This is a genomic window from Neptunicoccus sediminis, assembly GCF_001719615.1.
GTDB lineage: Bacteria > Pseudomonadota > Alphaproteobacteria > Rhodobacterales > Rhodobacteraceae > Amylibacter > Amylibacter sediminis.
In genome coordinates, this window is sequence record NZ_MDVX01000011.1 from 176118 (window position 1) to 198009 (window position 21892).

Sequence of the window (21892 nt, forward strand, 5' to 3'; positions counted from 1 at the left end):
AATCGTCATAACAGGCTGAGTTGCTCTGGCGGGGGGGCGAATTTGGCCCGCAAATCCGCGCTGTCGGTCAGGGCTGCGGGCGACCAACCGGTCGCCGTGACAAAGGCGCGGGCTTTCTTCATCGAAACCCCCATGCGGGTCAGATCCTCATAGCGCAGATTTCTGTGCCGGCGGGTGGAGAGAATCCGGTTTACCGTGCGCACTCCGAAACCGGGAACGCGCAGCAACAGTTCCCGGCTGGCCCTGTTCACATCAAGCGGAAAGAGACCCCGATGGGCCAGCGCCCAAGCCAGTTTCGGATCATAGTCCAGTTGCAGATTCCCGTCCTGTGTCACCGAAGTAATTTCGTCCAGTTCAAACCCGTAGAACCGCAACAGCCAGTCCGCCTGATAGAGCCGGTGTTCCCGTTGCAGGGGAGGGCGGATCAGGGGCAGGTTTTTTGAACTGTCGGGGATGGGGGAAAAGGCCGAATAATAAACCCGTTTCAGCCCGTAGCTGGAATAAAGACGCGTGGACTGGCCCAGAATGGTCGCATCGTTAGAAGCATCCGCACCGACAATCACCTGCGTAGACTGACCGGCAGGTGCGAATTTCGGCGGTCGCTTTCCTGTGTGAGAGCGGTCTTTGCTATTTTCCTTGCGCAACCGGACGTGTCCCATCGCCTTGCGAATCTGTGCGGGATCCTTTTCAGGGGCGTATTGGGTGACTGCCGCATCGGTGGGCAGTTCCACATTGATCGACAACCGGTCCGCCAGCAGTCCCGCCTCGGCTATCAGTTCGGGCGCAGCGTCCGGGATCGTTTTAAGGTGGATATAGCCGCGGAAATTTTCTTCATGTCGCAGCTTTCGGGCGATCTGTACCATTTCGGACATGGTCACATCAGGAGAGCGGATAATCCCCGACGACAGGAACAGGCCCTCGATGTAATTTCTGCGGTAAAATTCAATGGTTAGCTTAACGACTTCATCCACTGTGAATCGCGCTCTTTCCACATTGGAAGACACCCGGTTCACGCAATAGGCGCAGTCGTAAATGCAGAAATTCGTCATCAGGATTTTCAACAGCGAAATGCAGCGCCCGTCCGGTGCGTATGCATGACAGATACCGCTGCCAGTATTAGACCCGAGCCCCTTACCGTCGCGGGAATCCCGTTTGGTCGACCCGGAGGAGGCGCAGGACGCATCATATTTCGCAGCATCGCTGAGAATGGCAAGTTTGGATTCTATGGATCGTGTGCTCATGTGTTCACTATATGTTCTCATCTCGTCAGAAACAAGAGGAACACCCGTATAGCGTGCGACCTCCGGTGGAAATTCGCTTATAACGTAGCGGCAGGCAGCACGGCGCTAGCGCAGTAGGGCGCCGGGATTCATGATGTTATGGGGGTCCAACGCGTCTTTGATTGCGCGCAGGGCGGTCTGTTTGGCGGTGCTGGCATAGATTTCCAGATCGGCTGCCTTCAACCGTCCAATGCCGTGTTCCGCGCTGATAGACCCGCCACTCTTGTGGGTGACTTCATTGATCGCCATACGGACCGCATCCACCATGTCCGGATGTGCCCGCAGAAAATCCGCCTTAGAGGTGCCTTCGGGGGCAAAGACATTGTGATGAATGTTGCCGTCCCCGATATGCCCGTAAGTATTCACCCGCAAACCCGCATGAATATCGCGTAATGCCGCACTGGTTTCCTTCACAAAATCCGAAATCTTGCGGATAGGAACCGATGTGTCGCTGCTGCAAAAAGCCCCTTCCATCCGGTTTGCCTCGGGTGTGTTTTCCCTCAAGGCCCAAAGATCCTCGGACTGGGTTGCAGACTGGGCGATAACCGCGTCTGACAGAAGGTTTTTTTCTAACATCCGGCCCATAACCTCTTCGACCTGCGCTGGCATCCCCTTGGGGCCGTCGAGTTGCAACAACAGATGCCAGTCATGTCGTTGTGCGAAGGGCGCGGGGAATTTGGGAAAGTGACGGCGCACCAGATCAACGCCAAAGCCACTCATCAGTTCAAAGGCGGAAAGAGACTCTCCCAAGTCGGCGCGCAATTCTTTATACAGGCTGACCCCGTCTGAATGGTCGCGGATGGCGCAAAAGACGGTGACGGATTCAGGGTCCAGCGGCTTCAGGATCAGGCTGGCGGCCGTGATGATACCTAGGGTTCCTTCGCTGCCGATTAACAGGTGGCGCAGGTCATAGCCGGTGTTGTTTTTCCGCAAGGGGCTGAGTTCGTTCAGGATTGAGCCGTCCGGCAGAACCGCCTCCACCCCGAGGCAGAGATCCCGCGCGTTGCCGTGGCGCAGAACCTGAATACCGCCAGCATTGGTGGCCAGATTGCCACCGATGCAGCAACTGCCTTTTGACGCCATGCTGAGCGGGAAAATCATGTTTTCCTGTGCAGCGCGGGCGTGGATGTTTTGCAGGATACATCCGGCCTCTGCCACCAAAACGCCATCCTCCACAGAGACTTCGCGGATTTTGTTCATCCGGTCCAGTGAAACGATCACAGCATTGGGGGTGTCAGGCGAAAGCTGTCCGGCGACAACGCCCGTGCCGCCGCTATAGGGAATAATCCCGATTTTATGGGCCGAGCAGTAGCACACGATTTTCGACACTGTCTCTACCGTGTCGGGCCGCAACACCAGTGTTGCCTGTCCGGTAAACCGTCCGCGCGGGTCTTCGAAATAGCGGGCCATATCCGCCCCATCCCGCCAGCCGCCAGAACCGGCGATGTCTTTTAACGCGGCCACGGCCTGTGGTTCGGGAGGGGTGAAACCTGCTGTCATGGTCGGCGCCTGTGTTGTTTCCGGTTAGGGTCCGGCCAAAACTATCCGAAAGTTTTTCTTGCGCAAATCATTTGATTTTTAGCGAACGTAAAGCAAAAATTACAAAGCCCGACCGGGATGGTTGTCTTCGATAGTGGCATGGATCTGGTCGTAGAGCCGCTGCACAAGGCGGATTTTGGAACAGTCGGTGCGCGTCAGAATACCCAATGTTCGCGCCGTCGCAGTGGGGCCAAGGGGGATTTTTCGCAATCCCTCAAAGATCGGATCGGGGACGCAAATGTTCGGCCCGATGGATACACCCAGATCATGGGCAATCATGCTGGCCAGATTTTCAAGCGATCCCATTTCCATCGCATCATGGACCGTCACTTTATTGGCAGACAGCCATTCCTCGGCCAGCATCCCGACCGAAGCCTGTCGCGTGTGTCGGATGTAGGGTTTCTGGGTGAGGATCTCTATAGGATCGTCCTCGGTCACTTCGGGAGAGGTCAGCAGAACCAGCTCTTCCTGTACAAAAGGTTTCCAATCGAGATTTCGGGGCAGGCGGGTCGGTTCGCTAAGCACGGCAGCATCCAGCGTGCCCCGTTCGATCTGCTCCAGAAGATTGGGGGACAGGTCCGGCACCACGCGGATGTGTAGATCGGGGTAAAGTTGCACCAGCCGCTTCATGGCCTGCGGGATCAGTCCGCGAATGGTAGAGGGCACCGCCCCCAACACCAGTTCCCCGATCATGCGAGGATCGCCTGTCAGATCATCAAGAATAGTGTCATATTCCGCCACCACCGCCTTGGCCTTAGGCACCAGTGCCTTGCCCAACTGGTTCAGGCGCGGGGTTTTGGCAGAGCGGTCGAACAGGGACACATTCAGCGAATCTTCAAGCCGTTTCATCTGTTGACCTACAGCCGCATGGGTGACGCAAATCTCCTCTGCGGCGGCGCTAAAGCTGCCGTGTTCGGAAATGGCGATCAGGGTTTTGAACAGGGCAATGGTCATAAGGCGCTTTCGCTGGCAGAGGTCTGGACGCACCTAAACATAAACTTTACTTACACGCAAATATTAATGATTTGATTTAGATCGGCTTTACAACAACGGTAGTCGGGGACTGTAACTTTTGGGATCTTACCGTGGATATAGACAAAAAGATCGTCGCGGATTTCGTGAACAACGACATCAAACTGGTGACGACCGTGCCGTGCAAACAACTGGCAGGGGTAATTGATGAAATTGACGCCTGCAAGGACATCTATCACATTCCGAGCAATAAAGAGGACGAAGGAATCGGGATCTGCGCGGGCGCGTTCATGGGGGGGAAACGTTCGGCCATCATCATGCAGAACACTGCCATTGGTGTGACGGTGAACACGCTGGTGACGCTGACACAATTCTACCGGATGCCGCTGCCCATGCTGATTTCCTATCGCGGTGAGCTGAAAGAGCCGGTGGCCTGTCAGGTGGAAATGGCGGTTCACACCAAGGCGTTGCTGAACCAGCTTCACATCCCGACCTATCACTTCCACCAGCAATCCGACGCAGAAGAGCTGGATACGATCCTGAAATACACATTCATGTGCAACAAACCGGTCGCGATCCTGACCGATGCAACCTTCTGGGGAGGCTACGGCGACCAATGATCCGATCTGATGTTTTGAAAGAGCTTGTGCCGGTCATTTCCGACCAATTTGTCGTTTGTAATATCGGTCTGCCCAGTCAGGAGCTTCACATGCTCGACGACCAGCCGACAAATTTCTACATGCTCGGGACGATGGGTCTTGCCTCGTCTATCGGTCTTGGGGTTGCGCTGGCGCAGGAAAAGAAGGTGATCTCGATTGATGGCGACGGTTCGGTCCTGACCAATTTCGGTACATTGCCCACCATTGCCAATAACGTTGCGGACAATTTTATTCTGCTGATTATCGACAATGGCAGCTACGGCTCGACCGGCGACCAACCCACCTATGCGGGGAAGAAAACCTCGCTGGCGGCAGTGGCCAAAGCCTGCGGCTGTGAAACCGTGATCGAATGTCAGGCCGAAGACTGCGCCGATGTGATGCGCGAGGCGATTGCGGGTGACAAGATGACGGTCATCGTGTGTAAATGTGAAAGCGGAAATATCAAGGTTCCAGTCATAACCAAAGATCCGGTCGTGATCCGCGACAGGTTCATGACGGCGATACGGGAGGCAAATACCTGACAGATCATTAAATTAAGTATTCCAGCACAATAGGGAGGAAAATTATGCTGAGAAGAACCATTCTGAAAGCCGGGGCCGCACTGGCGCTGGTGACAAGTCTTGCAACCGTTGCCTCGGCAGAACTGAGCGGCCCGGTTAATTACATCATTCCATTCGGTCCGGGCGGGGAGTCCGACATCTCTGCACGGTTACAACAACCGTTCTTCAAGGAGAAATTCGGGCAGGATCTGGTTGTATCCTACCAACCCGGCGGCGGCGGTGCCGTGGGTTGGGCCTCGCTCAACGGGTTGAGCGGGGACGGTCAGACCATCATGGGCGTGAACCTGCCCCATATCGTGATCAAACCGGCGCAAAAGGATGTAGGCTTCAAGACCGAAGATCTTAACATTTTCCATATGTTCCATTTCACACCGGATGCACTGGTGGTGACAGCGGACAGCCCATATCAGACGCTTGAAGACCTGGTGGCGGATGCCAAGGCAAATCCTGGCCAGGTGACGATTTCGGGATCAGGCAAGGCCAGCGCAAACCATCTGGCGCAGATCAAGTTTGACAAGATGACCGGCGCAACGACCACCTATGTTCCGTTCAAGGGCACAGGCGCGGCTGTGACGGCGCTGCTTGGCAAACAGGTCAAGGCAGAGTGGGGGTATACCACGGTAGGTGCCGCACAGGGGGATGCGGTGCGTCTGCTGGCCGTTGCAATGGAAGAACGTCACCCCCTGTTCCCCGATGTGCCAACCTTCAAGGAACTTGGCTATGACATGGTCGGCGGTGCCTATCGCGGGATTGCCCTGCCCAATACGGCCAGTGACGAGACCACCAAGATGTGGTCCGACATGATCAGCGAAGTTAACGGCGACGAAGCCTTCCGCCAGAAAATGCTGGATGCGGGTTTTGCCTTGCTAGACGTTGATGCCGCCGAAATGGACGCCTTCATGGCAGAGCGTAAAGAGGAGTATCTGAAAGACGCCCGCGAAGCCGGACTCATTAAATGATACTGGTCACGCCGGAGAGACGTCTATGAATTTTGACCATTTTCTAACCGCCGCGACGCCGTTTAACCTGTGTTTGGCACTGTTCGGCGTGGCGGCGGGGACGATTGTCGGATCTATCCCCGGCCTGACCGCAACAATGGCACTGGCCGTTCTGGTGCCGATCACTTTCAGCATGGATCCCGCGTCAGCGCTGATCCTGCTGGGGGCGATTTATACTGGTGCCCTTTATGGTGGGGCCTATGCCGCCATTCTTCTGAATACGCCGGGAACGCCATCCGCGATTGCGACAACCTTTGACGGCTATCCGATGGCCAAGAAAGGGGATGGAGACCTCGCAGTGGCGCTGGCGTGTTTTGCCTCGGTCTGTGGCGGTTTGATCGGGGCCTTTGCGCTGCTGTTGCTTGCGCCGCCTTTGTCCAAAGTGGCGCTTGCCTTTGGACCTGTGGAATATTTCTGGCTCTCGGTCTTTGGTCTGTCCCTGATCGCGTCTCTGTCCACAGGCAACCTGATGAAAGGTTTGGCAGGAGGGGCCTTCGGGATGATCCTGTCCACTGTGGGGGTGGCCGAGATTTCCGCTGACATCCGCCTGACCTTTGGCAGCCAGACCCTGATCAGCGGCTTTGGTGTGGTGGGCACATTGATCGGCCTATACTGTATCCCCGTCCTGATAGACCTTGTGGCTGTACCGGACCGGCATCTGAAGGTTGAAAAAGATGTGAAATCTGTGCGCATCGGAGAGGCATTCGGTCTGGCCATGCGCTCCAAATTCAATCTTGTGCGCTCTTCGATCATCGGCACGCTGGTGGGTATCCTGCCGGGAGCAGGGGGATCGGTCGCAGGGCTTGTGGCTTATTCCGAAGTAAAACGCGGCGCGAAACCCCATCAGAAGTTCGGTGAGGGCGAACCCGATGGTATCATGGCCGTAGAATCCGCCAATAACGCGACCGTGGGTGGCGGGTTTATCCCGACGCTGGTGCTGGGTATCCCCGGAACGCCACCGGATGCCATCGTGCTTGGCGCGCTTCTGGTGCAAGGCGTGCGCACGGGTCCGACCATGTTCCAGCAAAGCGGCTCTATCGTTTACACCTTCATCTACGGTCTAATCATCGCAACGATCATGATGCTGCCAGCGGGTCTGCTGATCGGGCGCTATGCCTATAAATCCATCGTCACCATCCCGAAGGCCGTACTGGTTCCGGCAGTAGGCTTTATGACGATCATCGGCACCTTTGCCATCCGCAACAGTATCTCTGATGTGGTCATTATGCTGTGTCTTGGTGTCTTCGGTTGGGTCGTGGCGCGGTTCGGTTTTGCGGCCTCTCCGATTGTGCTGGGCCTGATCCTCGGCCCGATTGCAGAGCAAGGCTTTGTGCAGGGTTGGACCATCGGTGCCGCAACCAACAATCTGGCGGGGATGTTTTTTGGTCGGCCCATCTCACAAGGTATTATCGCCTTCACCCTGATCACGTTGATCCTGCCGGTCTTCATGGCCCGCAGACAGACCAAGCTGTTGGAAAGGAATGCGAAATGAGCGTTTCAACTTCTCAGGGGCAAATCGGGTCGCTGCTGACATCGGCGTTTTTCATGCTGGCAGGCGCGGCGACCCTCTATGACGCGGCAAGCTACACGGATCGGGATAGTCAGGTGTTTCCCCAGACCGTTGCGGTGATCCTGATCATTACTGCGGGACTATCGCTGCTAACCCGGCTGTTGCGCCCGTCTGATCGGGGCGGTTTCGGCGCTGGAAGCTGGTGGCGGCGTATCCTTCTTGTGGTTAGCATGTTGGTTGCCTGTTTTCTTATGCCGGGGATCGGTTTCCTTCCTGCTGGTGTGATCGCTTTTGCCGGCGGCCTTATCGCCGCGATGCACGACAAATGGACCACACGCACGGTGCTGCTTTACTGGAGCAGCGGCGCGGTGGTGATGGTCTGTTTCTTTGCCCTGTTCAAATATGTGCTGAATGTACCGCTCCCCTGAATTGGACCTGCCGGAAAGGGCGGCCTGCCATGTTCTTCGATAACACGATCCACAGTTTTGAAGACGCCCGCCGGATCGCAAAGCGGCGGCTGCCGTGGATGGTGTTTGACTATATCGACGGCACGGCGGGGACGGGCTGCGGTGCGCGGACAAACCGTGCGGCCCTTGACGGGATCAAGTTGCAGCCGCGGGTATTGGACAACGTGGAAAATCGCTGTCTCTCGGCACAGGTGTTTGACAGGGTAACAAAGCTACCCTTCGGGATCGCGCCGATGGGGATGTGCAATCTGGCCAGCCCTTCGGCGGATCGTTTGCTCGCGCAAATGGCTGCTGCCGATCATATTCCCGTTGGTGTCAGCACGGTTGCCTCGACCTCTCTGGAAGAAATGTGGGAGCAATCACAGGGCAACGCTTGGTTTCAGCTTTATATCAGCCGCAGCACCGGAACTGCGGACCGTCTTATCGCGCGGGCCAAGGCTGTCGGGTATGAAACCCTCGTCCTGACGGTTGACGTGCCCGAGGTGGGTCGCCGCCCGCGGGAATTGCGCCGTGGCTTCAAGATGCCCTTCCGCATCGGCCCGCGTCAGTTCGTGGATTTCGCCTGCCATCCGGCGTGGTCTTTGCCTCAACTAATGACGGGCAAACCACAGATGGGAAATTTCGGCGGCGCCTTCGGAGAGTTTGACCGCGAGGAAAGCCGCGCCGGGGCGGATTGGGACACGCTGGCACGGGTGCGCGATCAATGGTCCGGCAAGCTGGTGTTGAAAGGCGTAATGGACGCGCGGGACGCAAAACGGGCGCGGGATGCGGGGGTTGATGCCGTGCAGGTTTCAAGCCACGGCAGCCGCCAGCTTGACAGCGCCCCGCCTGCCATCCACGCGCTGAAAAATATCCGTGAGGCACTGGGGCCGGAATTTCCCCTGTTCTATGACAGCGGCATCCAAAGCGGTGAGGACATCGTCAAAGCCTATGCGATGGGGGCGGATTTTGTCTTTGCAGGGCGGGTGTTTTCCTACGCGATTGCAGCGAACGGGGCAGGGGGACTACGCCAGATGCGGGAAGTTCTGGCGCAAGAGGTCAGTATCACGCTGGCCCAGCTTGGCCTGCGAAAGTTAGAGCAGATCACCCCTGAGGTGATCGCCCCGCCCCTTTAACTATGTCCCTCTGATCATGCCCAATCGCGGCAGACGTATTTCACATCTGTAAACGCCTCCAGCCCCAGCCGCGATCCTTCGCGCCCCAGACCGGATTGTTTCACCCCGCCAAACGGGATCGGTGCGCCGGTGACTTTGGTGCGGTTCACCGCCACCATTCCGAATTGCAGCGCACGACTTGCACGGTAAATGCGGCGGGGGTCCTGACTGTGAACATATGCGACCAGCCCGTATTCCGTGTCATTGGCCCGCGCGATTACCTCTTCCTCTGTGTCAAAGGTTGCAATGGCGGCCACTGGCCCAAAGGTCTCTTCGTGCATGATCCGCGCATCAGCAGGCACATCCGCCAGCACGGTAGGTTCAAAGAACAGCGGTCCCTTGGCGTGACGCTTGCCGCCGCACAGCAGCCGCGCGCCTTTGTCGAGCGCATCGCGGATTTGCTCTTCCTGCTTCACAACCGCGTTTTCGTTCATCAGCGGACCGATGTCCGGATCGTCAATGCCTGCCCCGACGGTAAGCGCTTGCGTGGCTTTGGTAAACCCAGCGCAAAAGGTATCATAGCAATCCCGTGCAATGAGAAAGCGGTTCGCGCCGAGACAATCCTGCCCCGAGGTGGCAAATTTTGCCTTGATGCCTTCGGCAACAGCCCGTTCCATATCTGCATCTTCAAACACGATGAATGGTGCGTGCCCGCCCAGTTCCAACACCAATCGTTTGATCGTATCCGCCCCTTGGGAATAGAGCAGACGTCCGATTTCCGTGGAGCCGGTAAAGGAAACGGCCCGCACGCGGGTGTCTTTCATCCACGCGCCGACGATCTCGGCAGCGTCGCCAGTGACCACGTTAAAGACACCTTTGGGCAGGCCCGCCTGCTCGCCCAGTTCTGCAAGGGCCAATGCGGAAAACGGTGTTTCGCCGGACGGATGGGCCACGACAGTACACCCCGCCGCAAGTGCAGCACCGGCCTTGCGGGTCAGCATGGCCGAAGGGAAATTCCACGGTGTCACAAGGGCCGCAACCCCGACTGGTTCGCGCCAGACTTCGACCTCTGCATCCGGCAGATGGGAAGTGACACCTTCGATATTCGGGCGGCGGGCTTCTTCTGCGTAAAACTCGAAAAACGCAGCGGCATAGTCGATCTCGCCGCGGGACTCCGAAATCGGCTTGCCCTGTTCTGCCGTCATAATCTGCGCAAGGTCTTCTTTGTGTTCCAGCATCAAGTCATACCAGCGCCGCAAAATACGTGACCGGTCCTGTGGCAGCAAACCGGACCAATGGGAAAAAGCGGCTTGCGCGGCTGTGACCGCATCTTGCGCATCCTCTGATCCAAGGCGGGCGACTTTGCCAAGCACCGCCCCATTCGCCGGATCGGTCACGGGGAAACTGTCCTGCGTGCGCCCCGCTGTCCAGACGCCGTCCACATAGGACTGTTCGCGAAACAGGGGGGGCCAAGCCAGTTGCGGAATGCCGGCGGGCGGGAAAGTTGCGTGCTGTGTCATTGGGTCTGATCCTTCGTTGCAGGGCCTGTTTCGCGCAGGGTAATGCAAGGACGGGGGAGGGTGCTTCGGGATTTGCCGCCACGATCCGAGGATTTTTCGCCACAGCGGGGGGCGCGGGCGATGATTTTTCGGTGGTCCTATTGCGTATCGAACAGCAGATCAAAGGGCAGGGGCGTCTGTTTTACCGCTTTGGTCACGATATAGGTGAAATACCGCGCAAGCCCCGCGTCCTGTTCCAGCACCGTATCCATAAGCCGCTGGTAACTTTCTATATCGCGGCTGATGACCTGCAACAGATAGTCAAATCCGCCGCCCAAAGCCCAGCATCCGGTTATTTCGTCATGGCTGTCCACGATGGCTTCAAAAGTCTGGAACGCCTCGGCCTTGTGGCTGGCCAGCTCTGCCAGCACAAAGACGGTGACATGAGGGGCAAGCTGGCGCAATTCGAAATCGGCGTGATAGCCTTTGATCAGACCGGAGCCCTCCAGCCGTTGCAAACGGTCCCAACAGGCGGTCGCGCTCAGATTCACCCGTTCCGCGAGGGCGGTTTTTGAGATCCGCCCCTCGGTTGCAAGGGTCTTGAGAATGGCGATGTCACGCCGGTCCAGTTTGGTAAAGCTCATGTCCCAGTCATGGGCAGGACGGGAGGGCTTGTCAATTGTACTGATTATAGTGAGTATCCCCCACCATGACAAAGTGGCTTCCAGACCCCGCATCCATCACCCGTCCGGCCTATCGTTCGCTGGTGCAGGCCATCGAACTTGCGATCCAGCATGGAGAGTTGAAACCCGGCGACCAACTGCCCCCGCACCGCAAGCTGGCTTTCGATCTCAAACTCAGCGTTCAGACCGTCAGCCGTGCCTATGACAAACTGACAGAGGCGGGCAGGGTCGTGGGGGAAGTGGGGCGCGGAACCTTCGTGCGGGGGGCGCAGGATGAAATCCCCGTGCCCTTTGTCAGCCGGACATTGGCGGGGAAGGTCCTTGATATGTCCATGATAAAGCCGGTGCTGGATCAGACCCATGACATCGCGATGGAAAAGGTCTTGCGCAGCATGGCCCGGTCCCTTCCTCCGGCTGTGTTATCGGGGTTTCGCCCAGCCGAACCCCAAGACGGCGAAGCGGATTCCGCGCGGTGCTGGCTGCGGCTTTGCGGTCTGGATACGGGCAGTTCGGGTGTGGTAGAGACGAACGGCAGCACCAGCGCCATGAGCATGGCGCTGATGACTGCGGCGCAGGCAGGTGATTTGGTTCTGGCCGAGGATGTGGGCCATCACACCCTGCGCTCTCTGACGCGGTATTTGGGGATGCGGTTGGAAGGTGTGCGGGTGGACGGGGACGGAATCTGTCCCGAAGCTTTGGAGCACCGTTGCCAGCAAGAGCCTGTAAAGGCGCTATATTTAATGCCGGGCGGAACTAATCCTTTGGGGTTTGTGATGTCCGCGCAGCGGCGGGCGCAGGTTGTTGATATTGCCCGTCGCTATGATATTCTGATCGTGGAAAACCATGCCTGGGGGCCTTTGCTTCAGGGACCACCACCCCTTGCAGCGCTCGCGCCGGAGCGGGTTTTGTACTTTACCAGCCTGACCAAATCCATCCTGCCCGGATTGCGGGTCGGGTATTTGGTGGTGCCGGATCATCTGGCGCGGGCAGCGGCGAACCGGCATCTGGTAATGAACTGGATGGCCACCAATTTGATGACAGAAATTGCCCACCGCTGGATTATGGATGGCACTGCCAACACCCTGCTGGAGCGGCAACGGGTGTCTTTGTCAGAACGCGCCGCTGTTGTGGAAAATCTGTTTCGCGGGCTTGACTATAAAATGGCGCCGGGCGGGTTGCACGTCTGGCTTGATACGGTGGATGCCGAACAGGAACAGCGCCTTCTGGACACCGCCCGCCGGATGGGCGTCGCTGTGGCAGCGGGGGCAAGTTTCAGCATCGGCCCGCATGAGAATCACACAGGCGTTCGGATCGCTCTGGGCGGGCTCGGTTTTCCCGATTTCTCGCAAGGGCTTCGGATAATTGCGGGCATTATGCGCAGCGAACCGTCATTCAACCCGTCCTAATACCGCTCGCGCATGGGTGGAATTGTCATGGTTCAATAATGACATTGACATGATTGTGATGGTTCTAAATGTTTAATTAATCATGACAATTTGTGCAGCACGGTCTTCGGGTCGTGTTTGTACGTGTTTTAGGAGGACTTTATGTCTAATTTCAGAAAACTTCTCGCAGGGGGCATTATAGCCTCCGTTGCATCCGTTGCAGCGATGGGAACCGCATCGGCGGATACATGGCGCTATGCCTTTGAAGAAGCGATGGACGAGGTGCAGGGGAAATACGCCCAGAAATTCAAGGAAGTGATCGAGGCCAATTCCGATCACGAAATCCAGCTGTTCCCCTATGGCACACTGGGCGAAAGTGCCGACATTATGGAGCAGGCGCAGGCTGGCATCCTTCAGTTCGTCGACCAGTCACCTGGCTTCACCGGCGCGTTGATCCCCGAAGCGCAAGTGTTCTTTGTGCCTTACCTGCTGCCGGACAATGAAGAGGAACTGTTCGAGTTCTTCCGCAGCTCCAAAGCGGTAAACGAGATGTTTCCGAAACTTTATGCCGAACAAGGGCTGGAACTGCTGACCATGTTCCCCGAAGGCGAAGTCGGCATTACCACGCAAGAACCAATCAGCTCTCCTGAAGATTTCGATCAGGTCAAAGTCCGGGTGATGACCAACCCGCTGCTGGTGGAAAGCTACAAAGCCTTCGGTGCAACACCCACCCCGCTGCCGTGGGGCGAGGTTTACGGTGCGCTGCAAACCGGCATCATTCAGGGGCAGGAAAACCCGACATTCTACATCCTGTCCAACAAGCTGTATGAGGTGAGCGAGCATCTGACCTATATCGGTCACAACAACTTCACCACCGCAGTGATGGCCAATCAGGATTTCTATCAGGGTCTGTCTGATGCGGACAAAGAGGTTGTGCAAAAGGCAACGGATGAAGCGTTCGAATATATCCTTGAATACCAGAAGGGCCAGACACAGGCCTCTATCGACGGGATCAAGGAAGCCAAGCCGGATTACACGATCACCGTGCTGGAGGACGAAAAGCGTCAGCCTTTCCGCGATGCGGCTGCACAGGTTGAAGAAGCCTTTATCGAAATGACTGGCGACAGTGGCAAGGAGTTGCTGGACCAGTTCAAAGCCGATCTTGAGGCGGTCAAGAAATAACACCCCTCCAAGGGTTTACGGTCCCCCGGTTTCTCGTCCGGGGGACCGTTCCATTTTTCAAATTCAAGTCATAGATGCGAAGGATTCCAACGGTGACGAACGCAAACCACGGGTCGCAGGAACAGTCGAACACCGATACCACCGGACTCGATGATGCGCCGCTTGCGGCCTATGAATCCAGCCTGCCGGGGTTTCTTGGCACCATCGACAACGGCATCAGCCGCATTGAATCCCTGATGCTTGCCGCCGGAGTTCTGCTGATGGCGGCCAACACAATGTCAAATGTGGTCGGGCGTTTTGTTTTCCAAAGTTCGATTTTCTTTTCTGAAGAGCTCAACCGCATCCTGATCATCCTTATTACATTTGCCGGAATTTCCTATGCTGCGCGGCACGGACGCCATATCCGCATGTCTGCTATTTTCGATGCGCTGCCGTCAAAACTGCGCAAACCGCTGATGATCCTGATCGCACTGGTCACAGCCGCCTTTATGTTCGGACTGGCATGGTACGCGCTGCAATATCTGCTGACACAGGCGGGGCGGGGCAGGGTGCTGCCCGCGTTGCAAATTCCGGTCTGGATGCCGCTGGTCTGGGTGCCGGTCGGATTTTTCATGACCGGACTTCAATACCTGCTGACCGCCGTCAAGAACATGATCGAGAAGGACATCTACTTGTCCACCAACGTGCTGGAAGGCTACGACGATAACGAGCAGGAGATCTGATCCATGGGCCTAACCATCTTTTCAATCATGATCGTGCTTCTCCTGCTCGGCTTTCCGATGATGATCCCGCTGATTGTCGGCGCTTTTGTCGGATTTTTCATGCTGTTCGGCGGGCTGGACCAGATGGAAACCATGATCCAGCAGATGATGGCGGGGATACGCCCTGCCTCTTTGATAGCTGTGCCGATGTTCATCTTTGCCGCTGATATTATGACACGCGGTCAGTCTGCGGGCCGGCTGATTGATATGGTGATGTCTTTCGTGGGCCACATGAAAGGCGGTCTTGCCGTATCGACGGCTGCGGCCTGTACTATGTTCGGGGCGGTATCCGGTTCGACGCAAGCCACTGTGGTGGCGATCGGTTCGCCGCTGCGACCGCGTATGTTGAAGGCGGGGTATAAGGACAGCTTCATTCTGGCGCTGATCGTAAATTCCTCTGACATTGCCTTTTTGATCCCGCCCTCGATCGGCATGATTATCTACGGCGTGGTGTCCAACACCTCTATTGCCGAACTGTTTATCGCGGGGATCGGGCCGGGGCTGCTGATCCTTGTGCTGTTTTCGATCTATGCGGTGATCTACGCCATCCGCAATGATGTCCCGACCGAGGAAAAAACAACATGGGGCCAGCGCGCACGTGCGGTGCAAAAGGCGCTTTGGCCGCTGGGATTTCCGGCCATCATCATCGGCGGGATCTACGGCGGGATTTTCTCTCCGACAGAGGCGGCGGCGGCCTGTGTGCTCTACGCGTTGGTGCTGGAAACCATCGTGTTCCGCTCGCTCAACTGGCACGGCGTCTACGAAACCGCCAAATCCACAGGATTGATCACCGCCGTGGTCTTTATCCTCGTAGGGGCAGGGGCTGCATTTTCTTGGGTCATCTCCTTCGCACAAATTCCGCAGGCGATACTGGGGTCCATCGGGATTGACGAAATGGGGTCGATTGGCGTGCTCTTTGTAATTTCCATCGCCTTTTTTATCGGTTGTATGTTCGTCGATCCGATTGTGGTGATCCTTGTGCTGGTGCCGATCTTTGCGCCGGTGGTGAAATCCGTCGGGCTTGATCCGGTATTGGTGGGGACGGTGATCACTCTGCAGGTGGCCATCGGCTCGGCCACGCCGCCGTTTGGATGCGATATTTTTACGGCCATTGCTGTCTTCAAACGCCCCTACATAGAGGTCGTGCGCGGCACCCCGCCCTTCATCCTGATGCTGTTAAGCGTGTCCGTCGCGCTGATCTTCTTTCCGCAGATTGCCCTGTTCCTGCGGGATCTGGCATTCGCAAAATAGACCGGAGGAGACGCCCATGTTCACCCATATCCTTGCGCCCTATGACGGATCGGTCACGGCCAATCGTGCGCTTCACAAAGCGGCGGAAATGGCGCTGCTGACCGGTGCAAAAGTGACGCTGCTGACGATCTACCGACACCACTCTATGCTGGAAGCCTCGCTTTCGATGGTGCGGGTCAGCGATCCGGGCAATCTGGATGACGCCATGCGCGAACATGCCACCGAGATTATTAACCACGGCAAAGCGGTCATGGCAGAAGCCGGAATAACCAATTTACGTGCCTTCGTGCGCAATGGCAGACCGGCGCGGGCGATTACGGAGTTCGCCCAGAAACACGAAGCCGACCTGATCGTGCTGAGCAGTCGCGGGCTTGGCTCATCGGGGGACAGCTATCTGCTTGGAAGTGTCTCGCACAAGGTGATCGGGCTGGCAAAAATGCCGGTCCTTGTCGTCTAAACGTCGCTTTGGACCGCAATTTCAGCTCTAAAGGATTAATGTCTTTCTTATCATTGACATCGCGGCCGAAGGTGATGCCAATGAGCCCATCCTTACCGGTTGAATTATAGTCTATCGCTCCGGTTCGGACACATTCTGACATTCTTATTACCGGAGAAGCGCCGTGACGACATTTCAGGCCAATTTCACCACCACAGAATACCTGCGCCGGATCGACAAAACCCGCAAGGCTATGGCTGCCAAGGGGCTTGACGCCATTGTCGTTTGCGACCCGTCGAATATTTCGTGGCTGTCGGGTTATGACGGCTGGTCGTTCTACACCTATCAGGCGGTGATCCTGACGCATGAGGGAGAGCCAATCTGGTGGGGCCGTGGCATGGATGCACTTGGTGCGCGGCGGACCGTTTTTATGGAAGACGACTGTATTCGCGGCTATGATGATACTTATGTGCAAAACCCTGAAAAACACCCGATGGAGGACCTTTCGGCGCTGTTGAAAGAGAAGGGTCTGGAAAAGGCGCGGCTTGGCGTGGAGATGGACAATTATTATTATGCCGCTGCTGCCCATGCGACCCTTGTCCGCGAATTGCCCGAAGCGAAACTTCAGGATGCAACGGGGCTGGTGAACTGGCAACGGGCTGTCAAGTCAGAGCGCGAGATCGAATATATGCAGCGCGCGGGCCGGATTGTCGAAGTGATGCACGAACATATTCTTGAAGTGGCCGAACCCGGCATGCGCAAAAACGATCTGGTGGCCGAGATTTACGCCGCAGGCATTCGCGGCGCGGACGGGTTCTGGGGCGATTATCCCGCGATTGTGCCAATGGCGCCTTCCGGCATGGACGCCACCGCACCTCATCTGACATGGGACGACCGCCCGATGGAAACAGGCGAGGCGACCTTCTTTGAAATTGCAGGGGCGCATCGGCGGTATCAATGCCCGCAATCCCGCACGCTGTTCTTTGGCGAGGTTCCGCAGAAATACCGCGATGCGGAAGCCGCTGTCCTGGATGCGATTGATGCGGGGCTGGAACAGGCCAAACCGGGCAATCGCGCTGAGGATATTGCCAATGCCTTTAACGCAACGCTGAACAAGGCAGGCTTTGAGAAGGACTCCCGCTGCGGCTATGCCATCGGCATCAGCTATCCGCCCGATTGGGGCGAGCGCACAATTTCCTTCCGCCGCGGCGATCAGACGGTTCTGGAGCCGGATATGACCTTTCACTTCATGCCCGCGCTCTGGCTGGATGATGGCGGTCTGGAAATAACCGAGCCGATCCGGATTACCGAGACAGGCCACGAATGTTTCTGCAACACTCCGCGCAAACTGTTTGTGAAGGACTGATTTTCAGATCGAAAAGCGCGGCGGTTTAGCGGTTTCAAGTAGCCCGAACCGCCGTTTGCTGTTAGCCTTCCGCTATGAAGCAGGCCAAAATCACCCCCGCAGCGCAAGACGTTGCTTTTGCACCCTTTCCCCGCTGGGCCGAACCTGCAAGCGGCCAATCCCCTGAGTCAGCGGCTTTTGCATCAGGGGCAGCGCTTTGCGTGTTGCACGGGTTGGTAACACACCACAGCGGCGCGGTGCCTGTCACACTGCTGCGCAACCGTCTGGCATTGCTGGCAAGCGAGTCGGCGCTGTGGATTGAAGGCCGCGCCGAAACGACCGCTGCGATCCGCGATGCGATGTACCTTACCCGGCCCGGCGATGGTATGGGCCCCGCCGGAGAGATGTATCTGCGCTGGCGCCGCACTGCTGCTCTACGGTTGCGGGGCAAGGACTGGATCGACCCGTTTAACGAAATTCTGTCCAAACCCTTTGCAGAGGCATTGCCCCACTGGATCAAACAGACAGAGACAGCGGGCAGCCCCGTGGCGCAAGCTGTTGGTCTTATGCGACTTATCCTAGAGGCGGACCCGCGCGAAGAAGCAACCGCGATGATCTGCGCGGATGTCGTGCTCGCCCGCGGGTTTGGGTGGTCCGCCCCGCTGCCGCTGACTGCGTTGCATATGAGCCGCGCTGCCTTGCGCGAATTTCAGATCCTTGATGTCCATCTGCTTTTGACCCGCGCCGCCCGCACCGCAACGGGGCTGGCCCATGACCTTAGCCGCCGCGCGACCCTGTTACAGCAGGTTGCTCCGAAACTGCGTTCCAAAGGTTCGGATCATGCGGTCGCGCTGTTTCTGCAAGAAGACGCGATCTCGCCCGGAACCATGTTGTCGCCCGTCATCAAAGGCACCAAGACAGCCATGACGGATCGTTCGGCCCGCCGCCTTTGCGACCGTCTGGTCAGCCTTGGCGCCGTGAAGGAATTGACGGGGCGGGGCAGCTTTCGGCTCTACGGGTTGGCGTGATGGAAGAGGTGGAATTTGACCGTGAGCTTGCGGGACTATCCGAAGATGCGCGGTGGCAGGAATGGATGGCGCGGGTCGAGGCGGTGTTATTCGCCAGCGAAACGGTGGTTGCGAAAAAGTCCCTGATGGCGGTGGTCGGGCAAGGCGCGTCACTGGATCGGCTGATTGCGGATATAAACAGGGAGCTGACCAAACGCCCCTATGAGGTGGTCGCCGTGGCCGGTGGTTATATGATGCGGACGCGCAAGAAATTCGCGCCCGCCATTCACAAAGCCAGACACGGTGAGGATAAGGGCGTCCGGCTGAGCGAGTCTGAGCTCTTGGTGCTTGCGACCATCGCCTATCAACAACCGGTCAGTCGCGCGGATTTGCGGGATGTTTTCGGCAAGGATGTGAACCGCGATCTGCTGTCCCGCCTGCAATACCGAAAGCTAATCGCCAACGGTCCGCGCAGCCCCCGTCCGGGGGCGCCCCATACCTTTGTGACAACGCCGGAGTTCTTGCGCACCTTTGATCTTGAGAGCCTGCGCGACCTGCCGGAAATGGATTTCCCGCAGGCTTAGGCTGCCTGTTCGAGGATCGCAACCAGTTCGGACTGGCCAAGGGGGAACGGATTGCCCTTCATCGAAGACGCATGCGCCGAGAGTTCGGCGGCTTCACTGTATCGCCCCTGCGCCAGCCCCATAGCGGAAAGCCCGCGCAGACCCTGCGTACGGGACCAGTCATGCAGGGCTTGAAACCCGTCCGTCTGATCCGGCGTGGCAAATGTATTCCATACCTGCGAAACGACCCAAGCAATGCGGGTCGCGATCCCGCTGCCTTCTGCTGCGCGGTCACGATGGGACGCAAGTACCGCCGGCAACAGGGCACCGCAGATTTCACCGTGGGGTGCATTGGTCATGCCACCGATCACGCCAGCAAACCCGTGAACCGCGCCAAGCCCGCCATTGGCAAGCGCGAGCCCGCCGCAGGTGCTGACCCAAGCCATTTCCTCCATCGCTACCGCCGATTGATCCTCAATCAACGGTTTTAGCGCAGCCAATCCAACTGGAATCGCCGCACGGCACAGGGCATCGGTCATCGGGTTTGCCTTGGTCGAAAGATAGGGCTCTATCACCTGTGTCACCGCGTCCAGCGCGGCGGCCAGTTTCACAGATCGCGGCGCACCGTCCATCAGATCAGCATCCACAATGGCGATACGCGGGATCATGCGCGGGTCCCGCAGGCTGACCTTTATGGCGCGATCCGGCACTGTGATCACCGCATTGCGCGTGACTTCCGATCCGGTTCCCGCCGTTGTGGGCAGTGCGATCACCGTCAGGGGGGCCGCGTCAAGACTGCGCCCGTCACCAACCCCTTCAAGATAGGCGCGGGGCGGGCCATTGCTCGGAATTAATGCAGCGAGGGCTTTGGCGAAATCCATCACCGAGCCGCCGCCAAGGGCGATCACGACATCCGGTTGTGCATCCCTGAAACGCAGGAGCGCGGAGTCCAGCAGAGGCAGGTCGGGTTCTGCGCTGCAAGCGATGGTCTCAACCTGCAATCCGGCGTCACCACATTGCGTGCGCAGCCAGTCTGCTCGCTTCTCGTTCGACCCGTGCACCAGCAGCACAGAACCGCCCAAGCCCGCTGCCAGACCGGCGGCAAGATCACGGGTGCCGCGCCCGAAGTGGATAGTGTTCGGGGCGCTAAAGGCGAAAGTGGCGAATGTCATTTCTTAACAACCTCAAACGCTCATCGTGGCGTCTACGGCCTTTTTCCAACCGTCGTATTTGGCCTTGCGCTGGTCTTCTTCCATCTGCGGCGTAAACTGTTTGTCGAGCGCCCAGCCCTTAGCGAAAGTTTCCTGATCAGGGTAGAGCCCCACATGCATTCCCGCCAGCCACGCTGCGCCGAGCGCGGTTGTTTCCAGAACCTTCGGACGGTCCACAGGGGCTGCGATTATATCAGACAGGAATTGCATGGCAAAATCATTGGCAGACATGCCACCGTCTACCCGCAGGGTCGGTTGCACGCCGTCGACCTGCCAATCTGCGGACATGGCATCAAGCAGGTCACGGGTCTGGAAGCCCACGCTTTGCAGTGCAGCCCGCGCCATTTCCGCCGGACCGGAACCGCGGGTTAGTCCGAAAACCGCACCCCGGCAATCGGGGTTCCAGTAGGGCGCACCAAGACCAACGAAAGCGGGCACAAGGATCACATCCTGATTGTCATCCGCATCCCGCGCCAGTGCTTCGGTCGCGGCGGCATCCTTGATGATCTGCAAGCCATCGCGCAGCCATTGCACCACAGCGCCTGCTACAAAGATCGACCCTTCCAGTGCATAGGTCGGCTTGCCGTCCAGTTGATAGGCAATGGTTGTCAGCAGACGGTTTTTTGACACCACAGGGGTTTCGCCCGTGTTCAACAGGGCAAAACAACCGGTGCCATAGGTGGATTTCAGCATGCCGGGTTTGAAACAGGCCTGCCCGACGGTGGCGGCCTGCTGATCCCCCGCGACGCCACAGATCGGAATTTCATGGCCGAAAAGATCCGCACGCGCATGGCCGAAATCGGCGGCGCAATCCTTGACCTCGGGCAGCATATCCATCGGGATGTTCAACAACTCGCAGATTGTGCTGCTCCAGCGGCCCTTGCGAATGTCGTAAAGCATAGTGCGGGCCGCATTGGTGGCGTCGGTGGCGTGGACCTTGCCGCCGGTCAGCTTCCAGATCAGATAACAATCAACGGTGCCGAACAACAGTTCGCCTTTGTCGGCGGATTCCCGTGCGCCATCGACATTTTCTAAAATCCAGCGCAGTTTTGTGCCGGAAAAATAAGGATCGACTAGCAGTCCCGTGCGATCCGCGATCATGTCGCCCTGTCCGCTGTCCCGCAGGCTGCGGCAGTATTCTGCGGTGCGGCGGTCCTGCCAGACAATGGCGTTATAGACCGGCTTGCCGGTTTTAGCGTTCCAGACAATGGTGGTTTCGCGCTGGTTGGTGATGCCGATTGCCGTCACCTCTCGCGAGGATAATCCCGCCCGCTCAATCGCTGCGCGACAGGTGCCAGCCGTCGTTGCCCAAAGGTCCGCCGGATCATGTTCAACCCAACCGGAGTTGGGGAAAATCTGGCGGAACTCTTCCTGCGCGCTGGCGACTGGGGTCATGTTTTTGTCAAACAGGATGGCCCGCGTCGAAGTCGTGCCCTGATCAATGGCGAGGATATGGGTCATGGGGTGTCCACCTGTTTTTAAGATGTCGA

The 21892-nt window shown here is 57.6% G+C and carries 21 protein-coding genes; 14 read left to right on the top strand and 7 right to left on the bottom strand.

All coding sequences use genetic code 11. The features are described 5' to 3' along the window. Positions 1-5 precede the first annotated feature (5 nt). The 3 genes from BFV97_RS11970 to BFV97_RS11980 all read right to left on the bottom strand — a co-directional run bounded on the left by BFV97_RS11970 (position 6) and on the right by BFV97_RS11980 (position 3773). Positions 6-1241 (bottom strand): putative DNA modification/repair radical SAM protein, encoded by a 1236-nt coding sequence (locus tag BFV97_RS11970; protein ID WP_069300600.1) that lies wholly within the window; start codon positions 1239-1241, stop codon positions 6-8. A 105-nt stretch (positions 1242-1346) separates the two neighbouring features. After that, on the bottom strand, positions 1347-2780 hold the full coding sequence (locus BFV97_RS11975) for an FAD-binding oxidoreductase (protein ID WP_069300601.1): 1434 nt from the start codon (positions 2778-2780) through the stop codon (positions 1347-1349). Between the two features lie 99 nt (positions 2781-2879). After that, complete coding sequence (locus BFV97_RS11980) at positions 2880-3773, bottom strand: LysR family transcriptional regulator (RefSeq protein WP_069300602.1); 894 nt, start codon at positions 3771-3773, stop codon at positions 2880-2882. Between the two features lie 131 nt (positions 3774-3904). Between BFV97_RS11980 and comD the strand changes: the two genes are divergently transcribed. Genes comD through BFV97_RS12010 form a run of 6 tightly spaced genes read left to right on the top strand, consistent with a single transcriptional unit; the run spans position 3905 to position 9100 of the window. Then, positions 3905-4411 carry a sulfopyruvate decarboxylase subunit alpha gene (gene comD / locus BFV97_RS11985; protein WP_069300603.1) on the top strand — a complete coding sequence of 169 codons (507 nt, stop codon included), beginning with the start codon at positions 3905-3907 and terminating at the stop codon, positions 4409-4411. Beyond that, positions 4408-4971, top strand: a complete 564-nt coding sequence (gene comE, locus BFV97_RS11990) for a sulfopyruvate decarboxylase subunit beta (protein ID WP_069300604.1) — start codon at positions 4408-4410, stop codon at positions 4969-4971. Before comD ends, comE begins: the two co-directional genes overlap by 4 nt. A gap of 44 nt (positions 4972-5015) precedes the next feature. Further along, the gene (locus tag BFV97_RS11995) at positions 5016-5969 is read left to right on the top strand and encodes a tripartite tricarboxylate transporter substrate binding protein (protein ID WP_069300605.1); all 954 of its coding nucleotides are present in this window, start codon (positions 5016-5018) and stop codon (positions 5967-5969) included. 25 nt (positions 5970-5994) lie between these two features. Next, positions 5995-7500, top strand: coding sequence for a tripartite tricarboxylate transporter permease (locus tag BFV97_RS12000; protein ID WP_069300606.1), 1506 nt, complete (start codon positions 5995-5997; stop codon positions 7498-7500). Further along, positions 7497-7946, top strand: coding sequence for a tripartite tricarboxylate transporter TctB family protein (locus BFV97_RS12005; RefSeq protein ID WP_069300607.1), 450 nt, complete (start codon positions 7497-7499; stop codon positions 7944-7946). The genes BFV97_RS12000 and BFV97_RS12005 overlap by 4 nt, the downstream gene beginning before the upstream one ends. Positions 7947-7975: 29 nt before the next feature. Continuing rightward, positions 7976-9100 carry an alpha-hydroxy acid oxidase gene (locus tag BFV97_RS12010; protein WP_069300608.1) on the top strand — a complete coding sequence of 375 codons (1125 nt, stop codon included), beginning with the start codon at positions 7976-7978 and terminating at the stop codon, positions 9098-9100. Between the two features lie 14 nt (positions 9101-9114). Here the strand turns inward: BFV97_RS12010 and BFV97_RS12015 are convergent, their stop codons facing one another. Continuing rightward, a complete protein-coding gene (locus tag BFV97_RS12015; protein ID WP_069300609.1) occupies positions 9115-10599 on the bottom strand; it encodes an NAD-dependent succinate-semialdehyde dehydrogenase in 1485 nt (494 codons plus the stop codon). A 137-nt stretch (positions 10600-10736) separates the two neighbouring features. Continuing rightward, positions 10737-11222: an Lrp/AsnC family transcriptional regulator gene (locus BFV97_RS12020; protein WP_069300610.1), complete on the bottom strand. Its 486-nt coding sequence runs from the start codon at positions 11220-11222 to the stop codon at positions 10737-10739. 65 nt (positions 11223-11287) lie between these two features. Between BFV97_RS12020 and ehuR the strand changes: the two genes are divergently transcribed. The 8 genes from ehuR (at position 11288) to scpB (ending at position 19212) form a co-directional block, all read left to right on the top strand. Next, the gene (gene ehuR, locus BFV97_RS12025) at positions 11288-12667 is read left to right on the top strand and encodes a MocR-like ectoine utilization transcription factor EhuR (RefSeq protein WP_069300611.1); all 1380 of its coding nucleotides are present in this window, start codon (positions 11288-11290) and stop codon (positions 12665-12667) included. 141 nt (positions 12668-12808) lie between these two features. After that, a complete protein-coding gene (locus tag BFV97_RS12030) occupies positions 12809-13828 on the top strand; it encodes a TRAP transporter substrate-binding protein (protein WP_069300612.1) in 1020 nt (339 codons plus the stop codon). Between the two features lie 74 nt (positions 13829-13902). Then, on the top strand, positions 13903-14550 hold the full coding sequence (locus tag BFV97_RS12035; protein WP_083225617.1) for a TRAP transporter small permease: 648 nt from the start codon (positions 13903-13905) through the stop codon (positions 14548-14550). Between the two features lie 3 nt (positions 14551-14553). Further along, the gene (locus BFV97_RS12040) at positions 14554-15840 is read left to right on the top strand and encodes a TRAP transporter large permease (protein ID WP_069300613.1); all 1287 of its coding nucleotides are present in this window, start codon (positions 14554-14556) and stop codon (positions 15838-15840) included. A gap of 16 nt (positions 15841-15856) precedes the next feature. Then, positions 15857-16297: a universal stress protein gene (locus BFV97_RS12045; RefSeq protein ID WP_069300614.1), complete on the top strand. Its 441-nt coding sequence runs from the start codon at positions 15857-15859 to the stop codon at positions 16295-16297. A gap of 163 nt (positions 16298-16460) precedes the next feature. After that, positions 16461-17642: an ectoine hydrolase DoeA gene (gene doeA, locus BFV97_RS12050; RefSeq protein ID WP_069300615.1), complete on the top strand. Its 1182-nt coding sequence runs from the start codon at positions 16461-16463 to the stop codon at positions 17640-17642. A 74-nt stretch (positions 17643-17716) separates the two neighbouring features. Next, on the top strand, positions 17717-18649 hold the full coding sequence (locus tag BFV97_RS12055) for a DUF1403 family protein (RefSeq protein WP_083225618.1): 933 nt from the start codon (positions 17717-17719) through the stop codon (positions 18647-18649). Then, positions 18649-19212, top strand: coding sequence for an SMC-Scp complex subunit ScpB (gene scpB, locus BFV97_RS12060; RefSeq protein ID WP_069300616.1), 564 nt, complete (start codon positions 18649-18651; stop codon positions 19210-19212). The genes BFV97_RS12055 and scpB overlap by 1 nt, the downstream gene beginning before the upstream one ends. Here scpB and BFV97_RS12065 read toward each other — a convergent pair. Together BFV97_RS12065 and glpK are read right to left on the bottom strand one after the other, a co-directional pair. Further along, entirely contained in the window at positions 19209-20363 is a 1155-nt protein-coding gene (locus BFV97_RS12065) for an iron-containing alcohol dehydrogenase (RefSeq protein ID WP_069300617.1), read from the bottom strand. The genes scpB and BFV97_RS12065 overlap by 4 nt on opposite strands. Positions 20364-20375: 12 nt before the next feature. Beyond that, positions 20376-21863 (bottom strand): glycerol kinase GlpK, encoded by a 1488-nt coding sequence (gene glpK, locus BFV97_RS12070; RefSeq protein ID WP_069300618.1) that lies wholly within the window; start codon positions 21861-21863, stop codon positions 20376-20378. Between the last annotated feature and the right edge of the window lie 29 nt (positions 21864-21892).

Bases quoted from the DNA above. Each gene is read 5' to 3' on its own strand.
- BFV97_RS12040 (WP_069300613.1), top strand. From the start codon at position 14,554: ATGGGCCTAACCATCTTTTCAATCATGATCGTGCTTCTCCTGCTCGGC.
- glpK (WP_069300618.1), bottom strand. From the start codon at position 21,863: ATGACCCATATCCTCGCCATTGATCAGGGCACGACTTCGACGCGGGCC.
- ehuR (WP_069300611.1), top strand. From the start codon at position 11,288: ATGACAAAGTGGCTTCCAGACCCCGCATCCATCACCCGTCCGGCCTAT.
- BFV97_RS12065 (WP_069300617.1), bottom strand. From the start codon at position 20,363: ATGACATTCGCCACTTTCGCCTTTAGCGCCCCGAACACTATCCACTTC.
- scpB (WP_069300616.1), top strand. From the start codon at position 18,649: ATGGAAGAGGTGGAATTTGACCGTGAGCTTGCGGGACTATCCGAAGAT.
- BFV97_RS12020 (WP_069300610.1), bottom strand. From the start codon at position 11,222: ATGAGCTTTACCAAACTGGACCGGCGTGACATCGCCATTCTCAAGACC.
- comE (WP_069300604.1), top strand. From the start codon at position 4,408: ATGATCCGATCTGATGTTTTGAAAGAGCTTGTGCCGGTCATTTCCGAC.
- BFV97_RS12010 (WP_069300608.1), top strand. From the start codon at position 7,976: ATGTTCTTCGATAACACGATCCACAGTTTTGAAGACGCCCGCCGGATC.
- BFV97_RS12035 (WP_083225617.1), top strand. From the start codon at position 13,903: ATGCGAAGGATTCCAACGGTGACGAACGCAAACCACGGGTCGCAGGAA.
- BFV97_RS11995 (WP_069300605.1), top strand. From the start codon at position 5,016: ATGCTGAGAAGAACCATTCTGAAAGCCGGGGCCGCACTGGCGCTGGTG.
- BFV97_RS12030 (WP_069300612.1), top strand. From the start codon at position 12,809: ATGTCTAATTTCAGAAAACTTCTCGCAGGGGGCATTATAGCCTCCGTT.
- BFV97_RS12015 (WP_069300609.1), bottom strand. From the start codon at position 10,599: ATGACACAGCACGCAACTTTCCCGCCCGCCGGCATTCCGCAACTGGCT.
- BFV97_RS12005 (WP_069300607.1), top strand. From the start codon at position 7,497: ATGAGCGTTTCAACTTCTCAGGGGCAAATCGGGTCGCTGCTGACATCG.
- BFV97_RS11970 (WP_069300600.1), bottom strand. From the start codon at position 1,241: ATGAGCACACGATCCATAGAATCCAAACTTGCCATTCTCAGCGATGCT.
- BFV97_RS12045 (WP_069300614.1), top strand. From the start codon at position 15,857: ATGTTCACCCATATCCTTGCGCCCTATGACGGATCGGTCACGGCCAAT.
- BFV97_RS12000 (WP_069300606.1), top strand. From the start codon at position 5,995: ATGAATTTTGACCATTTTCTAACCGCCGCGACGCCGTTTAACCTGTGT.
- BFV97_RS12055 (WP_083225618.1), top strand. From the start codon at position 17,717: ATGAAGCAGGCCAAAATCACCCCCGCAGCGCAAGACGTTGCTTTTGCA.
- BFV97_RS11975 (WP_069300601.1), bottom strand. From the start codon at position 2,780: ATGACAGCAGGTTTCACCCCTCCCGAACCACAGGCCGTGGCCGCGTTA.
- BFV97_RS11980 (WP_069300602.1), bottom strand. From the start codon at position 3,773: ATGACCATTGCCCTGTTCAAAACCCTGATCGCCATTTCCGAACACGGC.